General features: G+C 70.2%; 23 protein-coding genes. 9 read left to right on the top strand and 14 right to left on the bottom strand.

Annotated elements, in window-relative coordinates; translation table 11 throughout:
* Nucleotides 1-88 precede the first annotated feature (88 nt).
* Entirely contained in the window at nt 89-640 is a 552-nt protein-coding gene (locus tag PGH47_RS04250) for an alcohol dehydrogenase catalytic domain-containing protein (RefSeq protein ID WP_271662294.1), read from the bottom strand.
* Between PGH47_RS04250 and PGH47_RS04245 the strand changes: the two genes are divergently transcribed.
* Nucleotides 633-1,133, top strand: coding sequence for a hypothetical protein (locus tag PGH47_RS04245; RefSeq protein ID WP_271662293.1), 501 nt, complete (start codon nt 633-635; stop codon nt 1,131-1,133). The two genes, PGH47_RS04250 and PGH47_RS04245, sit on opposite strands and share 8 nt — an antisense overlap.
* Before the next feature lie 129 nt (nt 1,134-1,262).
* Here PGH47_RS04245 and PGH47_RS04240 read toward each other — a convergent pair whose 3' ends face one another.
* Nucleotides 1,263-2,231 (bottom strand): helix-turn-helix domain-containing protein, encoded by a 969-nt coding sequence (locus PGH47_RS04240; protein ID WP_271662292.1) that lies wholly within the window; start codon nt 2,229-2,231, stop codon nt 1,263-1,265.
* 342 nt (nt 2,232-2,573) lie between these two features.
* On the opposite strand from PGH47_RS04240, the gene PGH47_RS04235 reads away from it, so the two are divergent.
* Entirely contained in the window at nt 2,574-3,053 is a 480-nt protein-coding gene (locus PGH47_RS04235) for a peptidoglycan-binding domain-containing protein (protein ID WP_271662291.1), read from the top strand.
* Nucleotides 3,054-3,083: 30 nt separating this feature from the next.
* Nucleotides 3,084-3,266 (top strand): hypothetical protein, encoded by a 183-nt coding sequence (locus PGH47_RS04230; RefSeq protein ID WP_271662290.1) that lies wholly within the window; start codon nt 3,084-3,086, stop codon nt 3,264-3,266.
* 220 nt (nt 3,267-3,486) lie between these two features.
* Here PGH47_RS04230 and PGH47_RS04225 read toward each other — a convergent pair whose 3' ends face one another.
* The gene (locus PGH47_RS04225; RefSeq protein WP_271662289.1) at nt 3,487-3,933 is read right to left on the bottom strand and encodes a hypothetical protein; all 447 of its coding nucleotides are present in this window, start codon (nt 3,931-3,933) and stop codon (nt 3,487-3,489) included.
* 83 nt (nt 3,934-4,016) lie between these two features.
* Between PGH47_RS04225 and PGH47_RS04220 the strand changes: the two genes are divergently transcribed.
* Nucleotides 4,017-4,694, top strand: a complete 678-nt coding sequence (locus tag PGH47_RS04220) for a helix-turn-helix transcriptional regulator (RefSeq protein WP_271667978.1) — start codon at nt 4,017-4,019, stop codon at nt 4,692-4,694.
* A 26-nt stretch (nt 4,695-4,720) separates the two neighbouring features.
* On the opposite strand, the gene PGH47_RS04215 is transcribed toward PGH47_RS04220, so the two are convergent.
* On the bottom strand, nt 4,721-5,269 hold the full coding sequence (locus tag PGH47_RS04215; RefSeq protein ID WP_443048468.1) for an ankyrin repeat domain-containing protein: 549 nt from the start codon (nt 5,267-5,269) through the stop codon (nt 4,721-4,723).
* A gap of 280 nt (nt 5,270-5,549) precedes the next feature.
* Here PGH47_RS04215 and PGH47_RS04210 point away from each other — a divergent pair, with 280 nt between their 5' ends.
* Nucleotides 5,550-7,202, top strand: a complete 1,653-nt coding sequence (locus PGH47_RS04210) for a SpoIIE family protein phosphatase (protein ID WP_271662288.1) — start codon at nt 5,550-5,552, stop codon at nt 7,200-7,202.
* A gap of 41 nt (nt 7,203-7,243) precedes the next feature.
* On the opposite strand, the gene PGH47_RS04205 is transcribed toward PGH47_RS04210, so the two are convergent.
* Nucleotides 7,244-8,584: an aspartate aminotransferase family protein gene (locus PGH47_RS04205; RefSeq protein ID WP_271662287.1), complete on the bottom strand. Its 1,341-nt coding sequence runs from the start codon at nt 8,582-8,584 to the stop codon at nt 7,244-7,246.
* Nucleotides 8,585-8,675: 91 nt separating this feature from the next.
* Between PGH47_RS04205 and PGH47_RS04200 the strand changes: the two genes are divergently transcribed.
* Together PGH47_RS04200 and PGH47_RS04195 are read left to right on the top strand one after the other, a co-directional pair.
* Complete coding sequence (locus tag PGH47_RS04200) at nt 8,676-9,572, top strand: LysR substrate-binding domain-containing protein (protein ID WP_271662286.1); 897 nt, start codon at nt 8,676-8,678, stop codon at nt 9,570-9,572.
* Between the two features lie 246 nt (nt 9,573-9,818).
* Nucleotides 9,819-10,295, top strand: coding sequence for a potassium channel family protein (locus PGH47_RS04195; protein ID WP_271662285.1), 477 nt, complete (start codon nt 9,819-9,821; stop codon nt 10,293-10,295).
* A gap of 61 nt (nt 10,296-10,356) precedes the next feature.
* On the opposite strand, the gene PGH47_RS04190 is transcribed toward PGH47_RS04195, so the two are convergent.
* From PGH47_RS04190 to PGH47_RS04170, 5 genes are read right to left on the bottom strand one after another with little or no spacing between them, the layout of a single operon-like run.
* Nucleotides 10,357-10,932, bottom strand: a complete 576-nt coding sequence (locus PGH47_RS04190; RefSeq protein ID WP_271662284.1) for a hypothetical protein — start codon at nt 10,930-10,932, stop codon at nt 10,357-10,359.
* The gene (locus PGH47_RS04185) at nt 10,929-12,323 is read right to left on the bottom strand and encodes a hypothetical protein (protein ID WP_271662283.1); all 1,395 of its coding nucleotides are present in this window, start codon (nt 12,321-12,323) and stop codon (nt 10,929-10,931) included. The genes PGH47_RS04190 and PGH47_RS04185 overlap by 4 nt, the downstream gene beginning before the upstream one ends.
* Nucleotides 12,320-13,153, bottom strand: coding sequence for an ABC transporter ATP-binding protein (locus PGH47_RS04180; RefSeq protein WP_271662282.1), 834 nt, complete (start codon nt 13,151-13,153; stop codon nt 12,320-12,322). The genes PGH47_RS04185 and PGH47_RS04180 overlap by 4 nt, the downstream gene beginning before the upstream one ends.
* Complete coding sequence (locus PGH47_RS04175) at nt 13,150-13,974, bottom strand: zf-HC2 domain-containing protein (protein ID WP_271662281.1); 825 nt, start codon at nt 13,972-13,974, stop codon at nt 13,150-13,152. The genes PGH47_RS04180 and PGH47_RS04175 overlap by 4 nt, the downstream gene beginning before the upstream one ends.
* Nucleotides 13,971-14,531 (bottom strand): RNA polymerase sigma factor, encoded by a 561-nt coding sequence (locus PGH47_RS04170; RefSeq protein ID WP_271662280.1) that lies wholly within the window; start codon nt 14,529-14,531, stop codon nt 13,971-13,973. The genes PGH47_RS04175 and PGH47_RS04170 overlap by 4 nt, the downstream gene beginning before the upstream one ends.
* A gap of 374 nt (nt 14,532-14,905) precedes the next feature.
* Between PGH47_RS04170 and PGH47_RS04165 the strand changes: the two genes are divergently transcribed.
* Both PGH47_RS04165 and PGH47_RS04160 read left to right on the top strand, forming a co-directional pair.
* A complete protein-coding gene (locus PGH47_RS04165; RefSeq protein WP_443048467.1) occupies nt 14,906-15,745 on the top strand; it encodes an endonuclease/exonuclease/phosphatase family protein in 840 nt (279 codons plus the stop codon).
* Nucleotides 15,746-15,865: 120 nt separating this feature from the next.
* Nucleotides 15,866-16,765, top strand: a complete 900-nt coding sequence (locus PGH47_RS04160) for an aminoglycoside phosphotransferase family protein (RefSeq protein WP_271662278.1) — start codon at nt 15,866-15,868, stop codon at nt 16,763-16,765.
* A 106-nt stretch (nt 16,766-16,871) separates the two neighbouring features.
* Here the strand turns inward: PGH47_RS04160 and PGH47_RS04155 are convergent, their stop codons facing one another.
* The 4 genes from PGH47_RS04155 to PGH47_RS04140 all read right to left on the bottom strand — a co-directional run bounded on the left by PGH47_RS04155 (nt 16,872) and on the right by PGH47_RS04140 (nt 19,259).
* Nucleotides 16,872-17,513, bottom strand: coding sequence for an Rv1733c family protein (locus tag PGH47_RS04155; protein WP_271662277.1), 642 nt, complete (start codon nt 17,511-17,513; stop codon nt 16,872-16,874).
* A 101-nt stretch (nt 17,514-17,614) separates the two neighbouring features.
* Nucleotides 17,615-18,460 carry a rod shape-determining protein gene (locus tag PGH47_RS04150; protein ID WP_271662276.1) on the bottom strand — a complete coding sequence of 282 codons (846 nt, stop codon included), beginning with the start codon at nt 18,458-18,460 and terminating at the stop codon, nt 17,615-17,617.
* The gene (locus PGH47_RS04145; protein ID WP_271662275.1) at nt 18,457-18,825 is read right to left on the bottom strand and encodes a TraR/DksA family transcriptional regulator; all 369 of its coding nucleotides are present in this window, start codon (nt 18,823-18,825) and stop codon (nt 18,457-18,459) included. The genes PGH47_RS04150 and PGH47_RS04145 overlap by 4 nt, the downstream gene beginning before the upstream one ends.
* A 122-nt stretch (nt 18,826-18,947) precedes the next feature.
* Entirely contained in the window at nt 18,948-19,259 is a 312-nt protein-coding gene (locus PGH47_RS04140) for a TraR/DksA family transcriptional regulator (protein ID WP_271667977.1), read from the bottom strand.
* Between the last annotated feature and the right edge of the window lie 329 nt (nt 19,260-19,588).

The raw sequence follows: 19,588 nt of genomic DNA, 5'->3' as shown, positions 1-19,588 counted from the left end.
GCGGTCGCGGCCGAGGTGGCCGGGCCCTTCAGCCACCGCTCGCTGCCGGCCAGGTGACCGGCACCTCGGTAGCCGGTGGCAGTGCCGCTCACGGGCCGCTCATGGGGTGAGGGCGATGCGGCCCTCGGTTGTGTGGTTCGAAACGGACCGTGCCTACCACCCGGTACGCGCCGAGCTGTCGGGCGATGCCGGGGAAGGCGGCGGCCAGCCCGCCCAGCGCGCCGTGGATGAGGACGCTTTCCCCTGCGGACATGCTGATGGCGCGGGTGAGCGCGATGTGGGCCATGAGCGCGTTGGGGACGACGGCGACCGCGAGGGCGGGATCGATGTCGTAGTCCTGCGTCGACACGACCCGCGCCTTGTCGCTGACGTACACGGACGCGTAGCCGCCTGCCCCGTGGGCGGACAGCGACACCACCTTCTCGCCGACGGTGAAGCCGGTGACGCCCTCACCGAGTGCGCGCACGGTGCCGGCGACCTCAAGGCCGGGAACGTACGGCGGCTGCGGCAGCCCGGGGGCGTCCTTGAACAGGCCCTGCCGTATGTAGACGTCGATGAGTCCGACGGCGGCATGGGTGACGTCGATCGCGATCTGACCGGGCCCAGGAGTGGGATCCGGCAGGTCGGTGACGGTGAGCACGCTCGGTGCGCCGAACCGCCTCGAACTGGCCGAACGGGGATGGGGACAGTGGCGGGACGCGATCAAGGGCGAGGTCGCCGGTCGTACTGGGCTCGGGCCCGCACAGACCGCTGCGGTTGTCGGCGAGACCTTGGTCGCACTGCCGGTCTTCTGTGACCTGTTGACCCATGTTGCGTTGCACCTCGAAGGCGACGTCGACATCGAACGGGCCCGCCGGTACAAGACCAACGCCTTCGCCGCGCACGACGAGATCGCCACCGTGCTGGATCGCGCGAGCACCATGACGCTCGACCAGATCGGCAATCTGCTGGCCGTGGCGATCACGCTGGCCTCCGGCTTCTGGCAGGTGTCCCACCCCACGCTCGCGGCGCTCTACGAACAGGAGCCGCAATGGGGTCACGTCGCCCTCGACTTCGCCCCACGGCTCAACCGCGCGCTCAAAGCGTTCGCCATTGGATTCGCCGAGACGATCGCCCCGGACGGCGGGGTTTAGACGGCCAGATCCCCGGCCTTCCCGAACCCGGTCCCACGCCGGTCCCTCTTGATGGTCCGCTCGGTCTGACCACCCCGCCCAGACCGAGCGGACAGGTCGGTCACGCGAAGCTTGGCCGCGCGGAGACCATTACGCGGAGGAGTGGGGGCGGTTCTGGTCGCGCCAGGCCCGGGGCGAGAGTCCGTATGCCTGTTTGAACACCTTGCTGAAGTGGGTCGCGTCCACGAAGCCCCACCTTCGTCCAATCGCCGCGATGGTCCGCAGCCGGGCGTTCGGGCCCGCCAGCTCTCGCCTGCATTCCGCCAGGCGGTGGGTACGGATCCAGTCCCCCAGGCTGATACCGGACCTGGACAGCACAGCGTAGAGATGACGTACGGAGATCCCGTGTGCGGCGGCGATCCGTGCCGCCGACAGATCGGGGTCAGCCAGGTGTGCCCGGACGTACTGAGTGATCCGCAGGCTGAGTGTTGCCTCCAACGGCTCTTTGGCAAGGCCGGAGTTGCCGTACTGGGACGTCAGGACGGCGCGGAGGAGCTCGACGCTGGGCTCCACGACGGCGTCCGCGTGCACGCCCTGGTGCAACTCGTCGCTGACGGCCAGTTGGGAGAAGTAGGTGAAGGCGAGACGCGCAATGGGGTTGTCGGTTCCCAGGGTGACTGAGCTGGTGTCTCGCAGCAGCCGGTCGGGGAGCGCGAGCGCCGCGCGGGGGAAGCGCAGGAAGTGGTGGTCGACTCCCTCGTCGAAGAGGAGTGTGTAGGGAGCGATCGATTCGTAGACGGCAAATTCCCCCGGTCCCAGCACACACTCGCGGCCGTTCTGCACCACCAGGCTGGTGCCCGTCATCTGTAAGCCGAGGAAGACGGCACGCTCCTCGTCCTCCCGGGCCAGCCGTTCCGTCCGACGGATCGTGACCGCGGTGGCCCGCGCCGAGCAGATCCTGAGGGGTCCGACGGTGCCGAGCCCGATACGAACGGAGAGGTCCTCAACCGGAGGACGGTGATCGATGTCGACCGCCACGACGGATTCCCACACGGCGTGCCGGACCACTTCCTCCCGATCGCGCGGCGGTATGAACGCGGTGTCCAGAACCGGGCTCACGAGGCAGACCCTCGTTGGCATCGGTCACAGAGCCGGCCAGGCAGTAACTCAGCCCGTTCCCCCACAAGCCACCCCTCGACACGGACGGTTCGCGCCGTCATTTTGGCGGGATCGTCTCTCGCTGCGCAACGGCTTCGACGGGCACATGTTCGACGGGCGCACGTAGGACCCTCACCTGATGCGGCGCCAGCTATGGGCGATGCACTACCGACACAGTTCCCTGCACGGATGACAAAGTCCGAGGCCCCTGATGACTCTAACGTCCCTGGGTGAGGCCGTCATTGAGACGACATCACCGACCAGGAGGGTTGCATCGTGCAACGTGTGTCCACGAGGCTCCGCATGCGGATCAGCGTGTTGGGGGCTTGGGCTTTCCTCTTCGCCGCAGGCCTTACGGCCAGCCCGATGATGACTGCGCCCGCCCATGCCGCCTACGGTCCGTGCAACACGACGGTGAAGCGCACCGATGGGTTGGGCAGCGGCGGCGTCCCTGGCAATCACTACACAATTCCCGCGCGCACCAATAACGGTCTGAGCTGTTATATGCAGTATCAGACGGGCAGTTCAAACGCCGTGACGGCGCTGCAGAGAGCCATCCTTTACTGCTACAGCGGCACCTACGCCGCCAATCGGATCAGCGCCACCGGAGGGGCGGACGGGAGCTACGGAGACGGCACGGTGGATGCCGTTCGGTGGCTCCAAGCCAATCGCCTCGGGGTGAGCGACGACGGCGTCTACGGGCCGGCGACCCGTGAACAGATGCGGTGGCCGTTGTACACCGAGGGCGGTACCTATATCGCTTGCTTCAACCCGCCCTTCTAGTCAACACAACGTCTGTCGACGTCGACCTCTGTGGCGGAGGCGCGCGCCCGGCTGGTGTGCCTGGCGAGCCGGGCGCTGGTGGCCAAGGAGATCGCTGACGGCGTGGTCGCAGAGGTCGAGCAGGAGTGGGAGGCGCACCTCGGCAAGCGCCGCATGAAGCAGTTGAGGGAAGCCCTGACTTTGCTTCGGGAGATCACCGACCCCTGGAGCTAGGGCGGTTCCTGGCGATCCTTGACGTCAGACCCCCCCGGGGCTTTGGCGTCAGATCGCCCAGGGAGGGGCTGTGTGGCAGGTGCTCCCGAGGGTGCGCCGCTCCACCGTTGGGAGGCCCCGGCTACTGGCCTGGGTCGAAGGACCCCTCGTTTGCCTCGGGATGCCGGGGGCGGTCACCAGGGCCTTGGTGCGCGGTGCCCGGTGGCCGCCACGCGGCCTGTCAGTGCCGCGCGGTGCCGTGATAGCGCTGGGCCAGCCGTGCGAGTGCGACCGCTCCGAGCAGCAGGCCGAAGTCTCGCAGTGCGATGTCGTAGTAGTCGGGGATCGTCAGCAGGTTGACGATGATCCCTGCGAGCCAGCCGGCCACCAGCCAGCCCCCGAAGCGGGGGGCCGCCGCGACGACCAGTCCGGCGATGATCTCGATGACGCCGACGGTGTACATGGCGTCCTGCGCGCTGCCCGGGACCACGTCGTTGATCCACGGGGCGAGGTAGCCCGGCCAGTCGGTGAGCAGGTTTGCGAATTTGTCGAGTCCGAACAGCACGGGCGCGACGGTGAACCCGACGCGGAGGATCCAGAAGGCCTGGTAGCCGGGGTCGGTGGTGATGGCCTGCCGTGCGGTGACGGGTGTGGCGGTTGAGGGTGCGGGTGCAGGTGCGGACGACATGACGCCCTCCTTCTATGAACAACGTCTCTTGTCGATAGAAGCTCATCCCGTTTCTTTAGTCAATGGGGGTTGGTTTTACACTGGTGTTCGTGGACCACTCGAAGGAAGCACCCCGCGACGATCTCTCCGCCGTAGCGGCGCTGGACGAGCCGACGCGCCGCCGGCTGTACGAGCACGTGGCGCGCAGTTCCGGCGCCGTGGGCCGGGACGACGCGGCCGCGGCGCTGGGACTGGCCCGGCAGACCGCGGCGTTCCACCTGGACCGCCTGGCCGACGAAGGGCTGCTGGACGTCGTCTATGAGCGGCGCAGCGGGCGAACCGGACCGGGGGCCGGGCGGCCGGCCAAGCTGTACCGCCGCTCCGAGCGGGAAGTCGGCGTCAGCGTGCCCGCGCGGCAGTACGAGATGGCCGGGCAACTGCTGGCCGAGGCCGTGGAGGAGTCCGACAACACCGGCGAACCGGTCCGCCCGGTGCTGTACCGCAAGGCGGCCGAGCTGGGCGAGCGGCTGGGCGGCGAGGCCATGACGGGCGTCATCGACCTACTGGAGCGGTACGGCTTCGAGCCGCGCCGCGAGGGGGACACCGTCGTCCTCGGGAACTGCCCCTTCCACCTGCTGGCGCGCAAGCACGTCGAAACGGTGTGCGGGATGAACCTTCACCTGCTGCGCGGAGCGCTCGCCACCTCGGGCGACACCGCCTACCAGGCATGCCTGGCGCCGGCTCCCAGTCGCTGTTGTGTGGTGCTGGAGCCGGCTCCCTGAGGCTTCTGCGTGGGACGGGCCGACCGTCAGGGCAGGGGAGTACCCCCGGTGGCATCGAGGATCTCCGCCGTGATGAAGCCGGCCCTTGGCGAGGCAAGGGAAACGTACGCGGGTGGCATCTCGGCGGGTTGGGCGGGTCGGCCGAGCGGTGCCTGCGAGGGGTTTGCTCCTGCCGCGGTGAGGAGTTCGGCGGTCTCGGGGTGGGGGCCGTTGTTCGCCCAGTCCAGGGGCGACCACCCCGATCCGTGGTCTTCACGAAGGTTCGGATCGGCTCCGTGGGCCAAGAGTTCACGCACTGTCTCGGTGTGTCCCCAGCACGCGGCTGCGCACAACGGTGTCCCCTCCGAGCCGGCTCCCCTGCTTTCAGCGTCGGGGGAGGCACCCGCCTCCATGAGCAAGCGTGCAACCTCGGCTTCTCCCTGTACGGATGCCAGGTACAGCGGGGTGGTGCCGTCGCTGTTCCCTCGCTCGGGGCTTGCTCCGATCTTCAGAAGCGCCTTCACGCGTGCAAGGTCGGCTGCCAGAGTTGCCTCAAAGAGATCATGGGAGAGCTTCTTCTGTCGCCGCTGCTTCATGCTCGGCGAGGCTAGTGATCGTCGACGCGATGTCGCCAGTCAAATCAACTCGTCAAGGCTCGCGACCAGCGCGGCCTTCGGCCCCGTGGGTACCGATGCCGTGTGGACTCCGGCCGATAGGGGGCACACGGGAGGGGACGGCGGGACGGGACGGGACGCGGTGCGCAGGGGCGTGCCGGGTTGCCGGGGGGCGTCCGACCGAGCTTGGAGGCGTGAGGTGGAAGGGCCGAAGGACGCGAGGGCCGTCCGGAGAGAGACTGCTCCGGCCGCGTCCGCCGCGTTGTCCCAGGCGCTTGAAGCCATAGGTGCCGGGGCCTACGTCGTGGACGAGCGGGGCTGCATCATCGCGGTCAACGCCCGCGCCGAGGACGTGCTCGCCAGGTCCGCCGAGGAACTCCTCGGCCACGACGCGCACGACCTGCTGCACCGCGGCCCCCAGGGCCAGCCGCTGCCGCGGAGCCAGTGCGCCATGCGGCAGGCGTTCCACGCCGGCCGCCCCGCCCAGGCCGACGAGGACTACTTCGCGCTTGCCGACGGCACCGTGCTGCCCATCTCCTGGCTGATCACGCCGTACGACACCGGCGACCACGAAGCCTGCACCCTGGTCGTCTTCCACACCCGCGAGGACGGGCGGCAGACGGGCTCGCGACCGGCGCCGCCGGAGTCCGCACTGTCCGAGCTGGAGCGGCTGGCCCTGCTGGCGGAGGCCACCGCACAGCTGACCTCCACGCTCGACATCGAGGACGCGATGCAACGGCTGACCAACCTCGTGGTGCCCCGGCTCGCGGACTGGGTGATCGTCGACCTGCTCACCGAGCGGGACGAGGTCTGGCGCGCCGTCGTCGTCCACGCGGACGGCGAGGCGCTCACGCACCACGAGGACCTCCAGGGGCCGATGCCGCCGGTGCTCGAGGAGTCCCCGATGCCGTTGTCCCGGGCCCTGCGAGGAGTTGCCTCCACGGTGACCGGACCCGAGACCTACCATCGCGTGCCGGACTCCGGCATCGCGGTCGAGCAGCGCCGCCTGTTCGACACGACCCGAATGCACTCGGCGGCCATCGCACCCATCCGCGGCACGCGCGAGATGCTGGGTGCCCTGACCCTGGGCCGCGCCGAGGATCCGGTGTCCTTCACCACCGCCGACCTTTCGCTCGTCGAGGACATCGCGCGCCGCGCCGGCCTCGCCCTGGACAACGCTCGCCTCTACCAGCGTCAGCGCAAGGTCGCCGAGACCATGCAGAATCATCTGCTGCCGCAGATGCCGGGCGTCCCGGGCCTGCAGATGACGGCCCGCTACCTGCCCGCCCCCGACGCCTCGCAGGTGGGCGGCGACTGGTACGACGCCTTCCCCCTGTCCGACGGAGCGACCGCGCTGGCCATCGGAGACGTCGTCGGCCACGACCTGGAGGCGGCGGCCGGCATGGCGCAGGTGCGCAACATGCTGCGCGCCTACGCCTGGGCGCAGCACGAACCACCCAGCCGGATCGTGGAACGGCTCGACGAGGCGATGGAGCACATCACCGACGTCGACATGGCCACCATGATCTACGCCCGGATCGAAGTGCTGGACGACGGCCACTGGCAGCTGTCCTGGACCAACGCCGGCCACCCTCCGCCGCTGTTGATCAGCCGGGACGGCGTGGCCCGCTATCTCGACGCCGGACATGGCGTCGCCCTGGGCACGGGACTGCGCACGTCGCGACCGGACGCCGAAGTGGTGCTGCGGCCCGGATCCACCCTGGTGCTGTACACCGACGGCCTCGTCGAGGACCCCGGCCGCATCATCGACGTGGGCCTGAACCGTCTGCGCCGGCACGCGGCCGCCCTCGTGCACCGCCCCCTCACGGCCTTCGCCGACCAGGTCCTGCACCGCGTCCGCCCCACCGACAACGACGACGACGTGGCCCTGCTCGCCCTGCGCGCCCCCGCCTGAACCGTCCGACCCGATGTGGGGCCGCGCCAGAACTGCTTCGGTCACAGCGTCGCGCTCACCTCGCCGATCGCCGTGTCCAGGATCGACAGGCCGAGGGCCAGTTCGTCCTCGGTCGCCGTGAGTGGAGGCGCGATGCGGAAGACGCCGCCCATGCCGGGGAGTTGGACGATGTTCATGTGCAGGCCGAGTTCGAGGCAACGGCGGGTGACCTGGGCGCCCAGCTTGTCGGAGCTCTGCTTGGTCTCGCGGTCGACGACGAGCTCCAGGCCGGCGAGCAGCCCGCGGCCGCGGATGTCGCCGATGACCTCGTGGCGGGTGGCCATGTCCTCCAGGCCGGCGCGCAGGAAGGTGCCGAGCCTCCGGGCGCGTTCGTCCAGGCGGTCCCTGGTCAGTACGTCGAGAACGGTGTTGCCCACGGCGGCCACCAGCGGGTCGGAGACATGTGTGGTGAAGAAGAGGAAGCCGCGGTCGTACGCCTCCTGCTCGATCTCGGCGCTGGTGAGGACGGCCGCCAGGGGCAGGCCCGCGCCGAGGGTCTTGGAGAGGGTGAGGATGTCGGGGACGATGCCGTCACGTTCGAAGGCGTACCAGGTGCCGGTGCGGCACAGGCCGGTCTGGGCCTCGTCGAGGATCAGGAGCATGCCGCGCTCGCGGCACTTGCGCCGGAGGGCCGCGAAGTAGCCGGGCGGCGGTTCGATGATGCCGCCGGAGCTGAGGATCGGCTCGACGAGGCAGGCGGCGAGGCTGCCGGTGGACTGGGCGTCGATGAGGTCGAAGGCGAAGTCCAGCTGGCGGCGCCAGTCGAGCTCACCGTCGGGCGTGGTGAAGTCGGGGCGGTAGGGGTTGGGGACGGGGATCGCGAAGTTGCCGGGGGCGGACGGACCGTAGCCCTTGCGGCCCGTGCTGTACGTGGCGGACGCGGCGGCCTGGGTCATGCCGTGCCAGGACCGGGCGAACGACACGATCTCGTGCTTGCCGGTGACGAGCTTGGCCATCCGGATCGCGGCCTCGTTCGACTCGGCACCGGTGGTCAGGAGCAGCGCCTTGTCCAAGGGCGCGGGCAGCGTCCCGGCGAGGCGCCGGGCCAGGTCGACGACGGGGCGGCTGAGCATGCCGCTGTAGAGGTGGTCGAGGGTGGCGACCTGGCGCTGGACGGTCTCCACGATCGCCGGGTGCGAGTGCCCGAGGATCGCGCTCATCTGGCCGGACGTGAAGTCGAGGATCTTCCGGCCGTCCTCGGTGTACACGAAGCTGCCGGCGGCGCGCTCGATGATCTCGCGGGTGAACCCGCCTCCGTAGCGGACGAGGTGCCGGTCCGCATCGGACCAGAACGTGGACTCAGGGGCCGTAGGGACAGCGGATGTGGAGGTCTCAGCAGCCATGACTCCGACGGTAGGACTGCGGCGAGCGCCACGTCCATCACACAATTCCGGCTGTGCTGTTCGGAAAAGCCGCACAATAATGAGGCGGGTGATGAATCCCTGGAGGCTGCGGCTGCTCACTCAGCTGGACACGCTGGGTACGGTCCGGGCGGTGGCCCAGGCCGCCAATCTGAGCCCGTCGAGTGTGTCGCAGCAGCTCGCGGTGCTCGAGACCGAGACGGGCACTCAGCTGCTGGAACGCACGGGGCGCCGGGTACGGCTGACCTCGGCCGGGCTGATCCTGGCGCGACGCGCGCGGGCGATCCTCGATCACATGGACACCGTGGAGGCGGAGCTGCGCGGGTTCGGCGAGGAGCCGTCGGGTCTGGTGCGGCTCGGGGCGTTCCAGAGCGTGGTGCACACGATGGCCGTACCGGCCGTGACACGCCTGTCCCGCGAGTATCCCCACCTCGACGTCCAGCTCCTGGAGTTGGAGCCGCACGAGAGTGTGCCGGCGTTGCGGGTCGGCGACGCGGACCTCGTGATCACGACCACGGACTTCGCCGAACTGCCCCTTGGCCCGGACCTCGACCTCCTGCCACTGGCGACGGATCCGATCCTGCTGGTGCTGCCGCCGGACCACCCGGCCGCCGGGCGCGAGCCCGCGGACCTGACCGCGTTCGCCGATGAACCCTGGGCCTTCGACATCCCCCAGTCGTACATGGCGAATCTCGCGCTACGGCTGTGCCGACAGGCGCGGTTCGAGCCTCGTGTGGTCGCCCGGTTCAGCAACTACATGCTGACCTTGGAGCTTGTCGAGGCCGGCCATGCGGTCGCACTGCTTCCGGGCCTGGCCGTCGACGCCGGCCGCTTTCGCGTCGTCACCCGGGAGCTGACCAGCCCGGTGACCCGTACGATCACGGCCGCGATCCGCAGGGGTGTGCCGCCTCGCGCGGCGGTGCGTGTGGTGCTCGACGCGCTGCGCCCGCCTGCGACCGGGGACGTGTGATCAGCGGTATGCATCGCCTGAGGCCGACGACCACAGTCGACCTCGCTGTCGGGAAGGCGGGGACGAGGGCCCCGTCGCGACGGGGGATTCCGCGACGGGGCCTGGTTTGAGTCTCGCAGGGGTGCGCCGCTGTCCACAGTGGAGTTTCTTCCACCATTTGACGGGACGCCGCTGTTCGGGTCGGGGTTCTGACCCGCGCGGCGCGTACACGCGGGGCCGGCCCGGGTGTGGCGCAGGATGCCGGGTATGGTTCCCGGTTTCCTTGCCCGGGCGGTCGAACTGCTGTTGGGCCGTCAGGGGCGTTCGCTGCATTTCAAGGCGGCCGGAGCCGCGACGGTCGTCCTCCTGTTCGTGATCCTGGTGGGTTCGGGCCTCGTGGTGGCGGCCGAGCGCGGAGCGCCCGGGGCGAAGCTGACCTCGTATCCGCTCGCGTTGTGGTGGTCGGTGGAGACCGCCACGACGGTCGGCTACGGCGACTTCTATCCGGTGACGTTGTGGGGGCGTCTGATCGCCGTCGTGGTGATGGTCGTCGGGATCACGGCCTATGGCATGGTCACCGCGGCCCTGGCCACCTGGTTCGTGGGACGGGACCAGGAACGCCGACACCACCGCCTGCATCAGGCGGAGCAGGCGGTGGAGCAGACGTACGAGGAAATGACCCACGCCGTGCACGAGCGTTTCGATCGCATCGAGCAAATGCTGGAGGGCGGCAGGACGCAGTGACAGCGATCGTCGCGCGGTGTTCGCAGGGGCGTTCTCCCTTCCCGACCGCCACCCGAGCCGGTTAGCGCCTCGGGCCCGCCACGGCATAGGCAGCCGTGCCGGCGGCTGCCAAGGCCAGCGCCGTCCAGGTTCCCACCGCCGTACCGGGCGGCAGCATCATCCAAGTCGCCACCTGCATCGGCGCACTCGTCGCGGGCGGCGCGAAGAACGAGAACGCCAGCCAGGTGAACGGCAGGGTCCATGCGTACTGGCCGCCCGCCACAGCCGCGCCCAGGGCTGCAAGCCCCATCAGGCCCGTGCTGTCCCGGACGATGAACGCGGCGGTGGCCATGTCCGCGCCCACTGTCTGCACGGTCAGCAGCACAACACCGACGATCGCGCCGGCGAGCAGCACGTGGGCCGCCCTGCGAGGCACCCAGCGGATCGCGGCCGTCCGGTCCAGCTCGGCGTCCTGGCCGCTGAGCCCGATCGATGCAGCCATCGCCCCCGTGGCGAGGACCAGCACGGGCAGCCGCGGATCGGCGGACCCCTCGCTGCCGCCCGGGGCGAGTGCCCACACCGTCACCGCACTGATCAGCACCGCGGCGAGCGACGCGGGGGCCTGGCGAGAACGCGCGTACAGCGTCAGCCATCTCACCTGGAAGCACCACCGGACAGGACATCGAAGGCATCGCCGCCCTCGCAGGAGAGCGCAGCGGCGTGCATCGCGTCGATGCGTGCGCGCTGTTCGGCCCGGGGGAGTGCCTTGAGCTTCTTCCACACCGGGCGGGCCAGGGCGATCTGGTCGGCCGCGGAGTGAGGGGAGCCGACGAGCGGCTGCAGGTCGCCGAGGATCCAGCTCGCCGCGATGCTCTGTGCGGCGGCGTCATTGAGCGTGCCGCTCCAGCCGACGAAGGAGCACCCCGGCACCATGCCCTCGGCGATCAAGGCCCGGGTCAGGTCCTCGCCCTTCGCGGCGTCGATGATGCCGTCGTCGAAGTCGAGGAGCACTGTTTCGCGGGACCACCGGGGAGTGGCTCCGTGCGGCAGCACCGTCGTGTTCTCCCGGACCGAGGTCGGCGCATCGTCGCCCAGGGCGCCGTGCAGCAGACGTAGCGCCTCGTTGCCCCGCCCCGCCAGGTCGGCCAGTCGTGACTGCTGTGTCTTCGTCACGCACACATGGCCGTCGCACACCAACTCCGCTGCGGCTGTGTCTACGACATACATGTGGCGTGGGTCGGAGGGGAGGACGAGCAGGGCGATCACCGCACCCGCCATGACGGGCGTAAGGGCGATCAGGCGGGTGCGGGCGGTCGCGGCGACCAGCAGCGCGAAGCCGGTCGCGGCCATGCCGAGCAGCCAGATCGTCTGCCCGACGTGGACGGATGTGGAGAGCGTCAGGAGTGCGTTGCGTACCTCTTCCACCGTCGGTGAGAGCAGCGAGATCCGGTTCGGCTCCGTGCTCGGGAACCCTGTCGCCGAGTCCGTCTGTGTCCGGCCCAGTGACGAGTGCATGAGGATCGTGAACACGAAGGCGGCCATGGCCAGTGAGGGCGGGGTGAGCACGGACGGCAGAGCTCGCCCCGCTCCCATGCCCAGCACGGCTCCCGCGATCAGGAAAAGGGCACCCACCAGTGAGATCGGCAGCCATCCGAGGTGTGTGTACTCGGTGTTGGCGATCACCTGGACCGCACCCACGAGGACCAGCAGTCCAAAGGCCGAGGCCAGCGTGAACGCCGTCGTGCCCGCCAGCGCGGCCGCGCGGTGCCGGGCGGGGCGCGGCGTGCTCGTGAGCAGCTCGGACATCTTCGAGCGGTGGTCGCGCAGGCCCTGCAGCGTCCCGAGCCCCACGGCGACGGGCCACAGGTAGAACAGCAGGGCGCGGGTCCACATGGCCATCGGCGTCCACTGGGCCGTCCACGCCGTGGTGCCCCTCCACCACGCGGCGTTCAGGAGGTACAGGAACCCGAGAGCCGTCGTCAGGACCACCGCGCCGGCCCATGGAGCGACTGAACGCTTCAGTTCGATGCGCAGGATGCGGGCGTTCACCAGGAGCCCCTTCCCTGCTGGGGGTTGAGCAGCATGGCCGAGTAGCCGCGCTCCAGCGGGGTGTCGCCCTCGTGCTCCGGGCCGCCCACCGAGGCCAGTTCGTCCGGCGGGCCCTGGAAGACCAGCCGGCCCTCGGCGAAGAGCACCACGTCGGTGCAGGCGGCGGCCACGTCCTCCACCAGGTGGGTCGAGACGACCACGCAGGTGTCCGTACCCAACTCCTGGAGCAGCTCGCGGAAGCGCAGCCGCTGGGCCGGGTCGAGGCCCACCGTCGGTTCGTCCAGCAGCAGGACCGTCGGGTCGTTGACGATCGCCTGGGCGATGCCGACCCGCCGGACCATGCCGCCCGACAGGGCCTTCATCCTCTCGTCGGCGCGGTCCGCCATCCCCACCCGCTCCACGGCCCGCTGCACCGCCGCCGGGATGTCCGCCTTCGGAACCTCCTTCAGCCAGGCCATGTACTCGACGAACTCGCGCACCGTGAAGCGCCTGTAGTAGCCGAACTCCTGCGGCAGATACCCGATTCGACGGCGCAGCGCACGGTGCTCGCCCCTGCCGCTCACGGACTCGCCGAGCATCTCCAGGGTGCCCTCGGTGGGGCGCAGCACGGTGGCCAGCGTCCGGATGAGGGTGGTCTTGCCGGCGCCGTTGGGGCCGAGGAGTCCATGGACGCCGGTCCCCAGCGCGAGGTCGAGGCCGTCGACGGCCATCCGGTTCCTGCCGACCCTGACCTTCAGCCCGGTGGCCTGGATCTCCCAGGCGTAGGCCGTCGGTGCGATATCGGCCGCGCTCACCGCGGACGTCATGTGGTGTTCCCTTCTAGTGGTCATCGATGGGCTCCCAGCACGGAGTAGGAGCCTCTGCGGGCGATCACGACAGCGATGCCGAGCGCGAGGATCAGCCCCCATGCGGGCAGGCCGTTCGTCTGCAGGGCGAAGGTCGTCCGGCTGGTGGCCAGGGTCGGCGCCACGACGACGGCGGCCCACACACCCGCCAGTACGACGGCGGCACGGGTCACGCCCACGACGCTGCCGAGCGCCAGCGTCGTCACCGTGAAGGCCAGACAGGGCAACAGCCACTGCGCCACCATCACCCCGGTCACCCATCCGCCCACCAGCAACGCGGGGACGACCACTCCGAGTACGGACGCGGTGCGCCGCAGCACCAGATAGAGCCCGGCCCTGGGCACCGAGGCCGTCAGTTCGTACGCCGGATCCAAGCCGCGCGACCAGGACGCCGCGACACCGAGCACCGGCAGGACCGGCGCGAACAGCAGCACCAGCGACACCTGGCCGGAGTCGGTGCCGGTGCCGACCAGGTCGAGCAGCAGGGCCAGCAGCGTCACGCCCACGACCATCGCAAGCCACGGCATCATCGTGGGCGTCATCCATCTCGCCAGCCGCGCCGACCAGCGCCGCCGACGCGGCATCGTGGCGGTCACCGCCAACTGGGGTTCCAGGCCGGACCACACGGTGTCGACCAGCGATGCCACCGCGGGGGCCTCGGCCCCGACGACCGCCGACAGCCGGTCGCGGCACACCCGGCACGCCTCCAGATGGGCCTCCACGGCCCACACCTCGTCGGCCGGGAGACTCGCGTCGCCGCGCGCGTAACCCTCGATGATCCGCGTCGACGCATGTTCCACGCTCATGCCAGCGCCCTCCGCATCGCGCTCCGGGCCCGGCGGGCACGGGTCTTGACCGTGCCTTCGGGCAGTCCGAGCAGGACCGCGGTCTCCCGGACCGACAGCCCGTCGAGCACCATGGCCTGCAGTACCTGTCTCAACTCCGGTGCGAGGCACCGCAGCGCGTCCCCGAGATCACCGCCGACGGTCGCGGCGAGCGCCTCCTCCTCGGCGGCGGGCGCCGCGCCGGGCGGAGCGGCGGCCGGCGGCGGCTCCGCGTGGTGGGCCCTGCGCCGGAACGCGTCGACGAGACGGCGCGCCGCGATCGTCCACAGCCAACCGGTGGCCGTCCCGCCGACCGCGGCCCCGGCGAACGCGCCCGCCGCCCGCCACACCGCCAAGTAGGTCTCCTGCATGACCTCGGCGACGATCTGCTCGTCCCCGCACCGGCGGCGCAGCCGCACCGCCATCCACGGCGACGTGCGCCGGTACAACTCCTCGAACGCGGCACGATCGCCTCTTGCCACCAGCCGGACGAGACGCTCCTCGTCCAGCTCGTGCAGCGTTGCTCTGACTGATCTCACACCCGCTAGACGCCCGGGCCGCGCCGCAGGTTTTCCCCTGCACGTGATCCGCGCCACACCTCCGTGGCAAGGTTGCCGGGAGTCATCCCTCCGGATCGGTCCAGGGTCAGCCCCGGGCCACCGCGAGCCTCTCACCGGCCTCATAGATCATGTACGGGACGCCGCCGGTGGAGAAGAACTGCCACACCGGCAGCTCGAAGGGGATACGAGTTCCCGCCCGTCGGCGGTGACGAGCGTGAGGAGCCGGGTCGGGGCTCCTTCTCGCAGATGCGCGAGTGCTCCTGAGATCGGGAGCGGCGCGTGTGGCACACAGGTTCGTCTTTTAATCTCTTTCTTGAGATGTGTGATGCCGTGGGTGTCCACGTGAGGAGGCGGTGGTGTTCGGAAGGGGCACTGGGTTGCTCGCGGGGGCCGTGGTCGTGGCTTTCATCGTGCTTGTCGGCCCAAGCACGCCAAGCGATGGTCTCTTCGGCGGGTCACCGCCGCCCGACGCCGTTCGGGATGCCGTACCGAACCGGGTCATGACGTGGAACATCTGCAATCCCTGCGACGTGAGCAACGAGGACCGGGCGGCGGACATCGCCAGGTATGCGCCGCAGGTCATCGGCATGCAAGAGACGTGCGTGCGTGATGTCGAGAAGATCCGCAACTCTCTGCAGCGTCGCTACGGGCTCGTCTACCACGTCGAGTACGGGACGGTTCTGCAGAGTTGGGGCCGCTGCGGGGGAGTGCCGTGGAACCCCGGGGGTTTCGGTCAGGCGATTCTCTCGATCGCGCCGATGAAGGACCACGTCAACGTGGAATACCCCGACGGCGGATCCGAGGACCGCGGATACATGGCAGTCACCACGACTGTCGGCGGAAAGTCGACTCGCGTCTTCAACACGCATCTCGCCCACCGCCGCCAGGAGGAGTTCCGGGCCGAGCAGATCGGCGTACTCACCGCCGAGGTCCGCAAGTACGACAGGGCGATCGTTCTCGGCGATTTCAATGCCGTGCCGGAATCCCCCGAACTCACGAAGATGTGGGCCTTGGCCTCGGATGCCGATCCCGGGTGCGGCCCCTCGGCCACCGGTGTCTGTGAGGTGACCACCGACTGGCAGAGCAAGTTCGACTACGTCTTCCTGCGGGGCTTCGTGCCGCTCGAGCAGCATGTGAATCCGAGCGAGAATTCGGACCATCACCTGGTGCGCACCGACCTCAAGCCGACTTAGAGCAGCCGGCACAGGAGGTGCTGCCGGGCGTCGCGAAATCGGTCGACAGGTGCAGCCGCGAACCACTGTGATGGTTGCGACTACCCGTCGCACGGAGCGGGTCGACAAAGGGAGTTGCTCTTGGTAGCCGGGAGTGCCGCAGACCTGCGCCCTCGGATCGACGAGGCACTGGTCAGGCGTCTGGTCGATACGCAGTTCCCGCAGTGGGCCGGGCTGCCCCTGAAGCTGCTCGACCCGGCCGGCTCGGACCATGTGATCTACCGGTTGGGCGAGGAGCTGGCCGTCCGGCTGCCCCGCCATGCCGGAGCCATAGGGCAGGCCAGGAAGGAATTCCGGTGGCTGCCCCGCCTCGCCCCGCACGTTCCCCTGGCCGTCCCGGTACCGGTGGGGGCCGGTGACCCCGACTTCGGCTATCCATGGCCGTGGGCGGTGTCCCGCTGGCTGGACGGCGAGGTGGCCACCGTCGACACACTGGGCGACTCCTCCGGCGCCGCGGTCGAACTGGCCCAATTCCTCGCCGCCCTGCAGCGGTTCGCGCCCGAGGACATCCCCGCCGTCGACGTCGGCGACGACCTCACCGGCCGGCCGTTGTCCGACCGGGACCGCGCGACGCGGCTGGCCATCGCCGAGGTCGACGGGGTGTTCGACACGACAGCGATGGCCGAACTGTGGAACGCGGCGTTGGATGCGCCCGGTTGGGACCAAGCTCCGGTGTGGTTCCACGGCGACTTCCACACCGGCAACCTGCTGACCTCCGACGGCCGCCTCAGCGCCGTCATCGACTTCGGCGGGCTCGGCAAGGGCGACCCGGCCTGCGACCTGATGATCGCCTTCACCCTGATGTCGGCCGCCGGCCGAGCCGCCTTCCGCGATGTGCTCGGCGTGGACGACGACACCTGGATGCGGGGCCGCGGCTGGGCCCTGGCCACCGGCCTGAACGCCTACACCTCCTACGCCGCGGTCAACCCCCGGGTCGCCGCGCAGACCACTCGGCAGATCACCCAAGCCCTCATCGGCTGACAACAGCCACGCAGTGAGTGGAGTTGTCGGTGGGTGTTGCGGCGGCGGGCGAGCGGCAGCGGCTCCTGGCGTCGGCCGCCATCAGGTGTCCGGCCCGGCCGGTCGTTCAGGAGGATGTGGTCCAACGCGGCGCGGTTTCCGCCCACTTGGATTCCCACTCGGCCATGTTGCGCCGGTTCAGGACGTGGGCTGCGGCGCCGTAGGCGGCGATACCGGCGAGGGCGACCGTCAGGAAGGCGAGGAGGGCCCAGCCCATGGCGCGGCTGCGGATCTGTTCCGCGGTCATGGGCGGTTCGGTGAGCGCTCCCTCCATGTCGACCCATACCTCGACCCTGCTGTCCTCCGTGAGCCCGGGCAGCACGTCGGTCGGTGCGGTACGGATCGTGCCCTGTGGGTCGGTGAAGCGGACCGTGGCCGGGTAGCGCGTCTTCTTCGCCTCCTCCGAGCCGGGTTCGGGATGGCGCGGAGCGTCGTGCGTGAGTACGGCCGTGGTGAGGTGCCGGGTCTTGCGCTGGTCGGCGGCTGTCGTGACGTAGTGCCGGTAGGCCGTGTCACCGATGGTGAACATGGCGATCAGGCCGAGGAACGGTGCGAGGAGCAGCAGGGCGAGGGCGATCCAGCCCTGGAGGCGGTCGGACCTCCGGCGCAGTGGGTTGTGCCGCCACAGCCAGAGCGACAGGGGGTGCACCCACGGGTGCCGGGGGTCGGAAGGCGGGGGTGGCTGCGCGGGCGGGATCGTGCCGGACACGGATTTCTCCTTCCGCGGGACGGGAACGGGACGGGGCCGCGACGCCGGAATGGGTGCCACGGCCGGTGGAGCGGCACCGGCCGTGGCAGTCGGGGACGGGGCTAATGGGAGTGCGGGCCGGTGCCCCGTCCGGGCGGATGTGCGGACCTCGTCGAAGGGTGCGCGTGGGCGGACTGGAGGATCTTCGCGGCGCCGCGGATCGCGGCGGTGTGCGGTGCCGGGACGGCTCGCAGGGGCGCGTGCAGGCTGCCGGTGAGCCGGTACGTGAGGTCGGGACGCAACGCCCCGCCGCCCGCCAGGAGGGCACCCCGGCACAGGGCGTCGGCGGTCACGGACGTGCGGTCCTGCCGGAGCATCGAGGTGATCATCGTCGTAACGGCTTCGACGACCTCCGCCGAGGTGCCGGGCGCGGAGATGTCGGTCGTGCCCACCGCCGTGCGCCGGGCGTCGAAGACCATGCCCTCGGCGAGGAGGACCACCTCGGTGAGGTGGGCGCCGATGTCCACCACGAGCAGCGGCCGGGAGAGGTCCGCGTCCGCGGCCAGCGCTATGGCACGCGCGGTGGGGACCGTCAGCACCGTGCGCGGACGCAGCACCTCCACTGCCGTACGGGCCCGTTCCCGGTAGGTGGGCCCGTCCAGGACCGGCGTGGTGACCACCACCAGCGGCCGGGTGAGGCGGGGCAGACGGTGACCGAGCAGCCGGTCGAGCATCCGGGACGTACCCGGAACGTCGACGATGGCGCCCCGCTGTATCGGATACACCGCCCCGGCGCCCGGGAACGTGATCGTGGGTACGTCGAGGATCATGCCGCGGCCGGCGATCCAGGCGCGGGTACGCGCGCTGCCCATGTCGAGGGCGAGGCCGCAGCACTGCCGGCACATCGGCCAGGGCCGGTGCCGGTGGTTGGAGGAAGAGCCGGTGCGAGGGCGCGGGACCAGCGTCATCGGCCGGCCTCGCGCACCTGCTGGCACCGGGCGCAGTAGCGGGCCTGCGGCACGATCGTCAGGCGCTCGCGGTCGATGGCCCGCCGGCACAGATGGCAGGCGCCGTAACTGCCGTCGGCCATGCGCTGCAGCGCCGCCTCCACGTCGGCGAGCACCATGCGCGCGGACGCGGCGAGCTTGACGTGCACCTCGGCCTGCGCCGCGGAACGGCGGCCGAGCAGCTCCTCGGCGCGTGGCGCCGCGGCGATCTGGCGCAGCTGGTCCTGACGGAACAGGCGCTGTTCGTGCAGGTTTTCCCGGAGCGCGGCAAGGTCCTCGGGCGACAGGTGCATGGCACGGTCGCCGACGGTCTGGTGGTTCACCACTTCACCCCTTTTGAGCAGGGCAGGAGAGGAAGTCGGTCAGGGCGGCTCTGAGTTGCATCAGAGCCGATCGGAGCCGACCGGGGTCGATCAGAACGAGTCGGTGGAGACGGGGGAGTCGCCGGTCACGTGGCGGCGCGGCGCTGGCAGGGGACGCAGTACCGGGTGTACGGGAGGATCTCCAGGCGCTCGGCGGGGACGGGCTTGGAGCAGCCAAGGCAGGCGCCGTAGGAGCCGTCGTCGATGCGGGCGAACGCCTCGTTGATCTCCTTGAGGACCCGCTGGATCGCCTCGGCCTGCGTCGACAGCAGATGGTCGTCCGCGCTCTGGCCCGTCTCGCTGAGGGCCTGCAACTGCGCCAGCCGGCTGTTGCGGGCGTGTTCCAGGCGCTGCCGGGCCTCATGAGCGGTGAGCCGACCGGGACGGGGGTCGACGATCTCGGCCCGGGGCGTCCGAGCAGCGTCGGGTGCCTGAGGGGTCTCGGACGGGGAGGAGGTGTCGAGGGGCACGACGAGTCCTTTCTCAGCAGGTGACGGGCGCAGCAACGGCCGCCCGGTTCGTCGGACCGCGGGCTTCCGTGGAGACCGCGGGTCCTCGCCGAACCGGGCGGCCCTGGCACCTTCGACTCTGCTCCGTACGGCGTCGGAATCCCATCGGGCGCAGGCCCCATTCGCCCGGGACCGCGATGACCACACGCCGCCCGGCCTGGACGGCGTATGGGTACCCCATGACCGGGGAAATGGGGACCGGGCCCCATCGACCGCGC

This window comes from Streptomyces sp. HUAS 31, from assembly GCF_028198125.1.
In the GTDB taxonomy this organism is placed as follows: domain Bacteria; phylum Actinomycetota; class Actinomycetes; order Streptomycetales; family Streptomycetaceae; genus Streptomyces; species Streptomyces chartreusis.
The sequence above is the reverse complement of the archived record's forward strand: the minus strand, read 5'-3'. Positions and strand labels throughout refer to the sequence as shown.

What these genes read in the sequence shown, in the direction of transcription:
- PGH47_RS04215 (WP_443048468.1), bottom strand. Translation starts at nt 5,269, where the DNA reads ATGAAGCAGCGGCGACAGAAGAAGCTCTCCCATGATCTCTTTGAGGCA.
- PGH47_RS04235 (WP_271662291.1), top strand. Translation starts at nt 2,574, where the DNA reads ATGCGGATCAGCGTGTTGGGGGCTTGGGCTTTCCTCTTCGCCGCAGGC.
- PGH47_RS04205 (WP_271662287.1), bottom strand. Translation starts at nt 8,584, where the DNA reads ATGGCTGCTGAGACCTCCACATCCGCTGTCCCTACGGCCCCTGAGTCC.
- PGH47_RS04180 (WP_271662282.1), bottom strand. Translation starts at nt 13,153, where the DNA reads ATGACCACTAGAAGGGAACACCACATGACGTCCGCGGTGAGCGCGGCC.
- PGH47_RS04150 (WP_271662276.1), bottom strand. Translation starts at nt 18,460, where the DNA reads ATGACGCTGGTCCCGCGCCCTCGCACCGGCTCTTCCTCCAACCACCGG.
- PGH47_RS04195 (WP_271662285.1), top strand. Translation starts at nt 9,819, where the DNA reads ATGGTTCCCGGTTTCCTTGCCCGGGCGGTCGAACTGCTGTTGGGCCGT.
- PGH47_RS04200 (WP_271662286.1), top strand. Translation starts at nt 8,676, where the DNA reads ATGAATCCCTGGAGGCTGCGGCTGCTCACTCAGCTGGACACGCTGGGT.
- PGH47_RS04225 (WP_271662289.1), bottom strand. Translation starts at nt 3,933, where the DNA reads ATGTCGTCCGCACCTGCACCCGCACCCTCAACCGCCACACCCGTCACC.
- PGH47_RS04175 (WP_271662281.1), bottom strand. Translation starts at nt 13,974, where the DNA reads ATGAGCGTGGAACATGCGTCGACGCGGATCATCGAGGGTTACGCGCGC.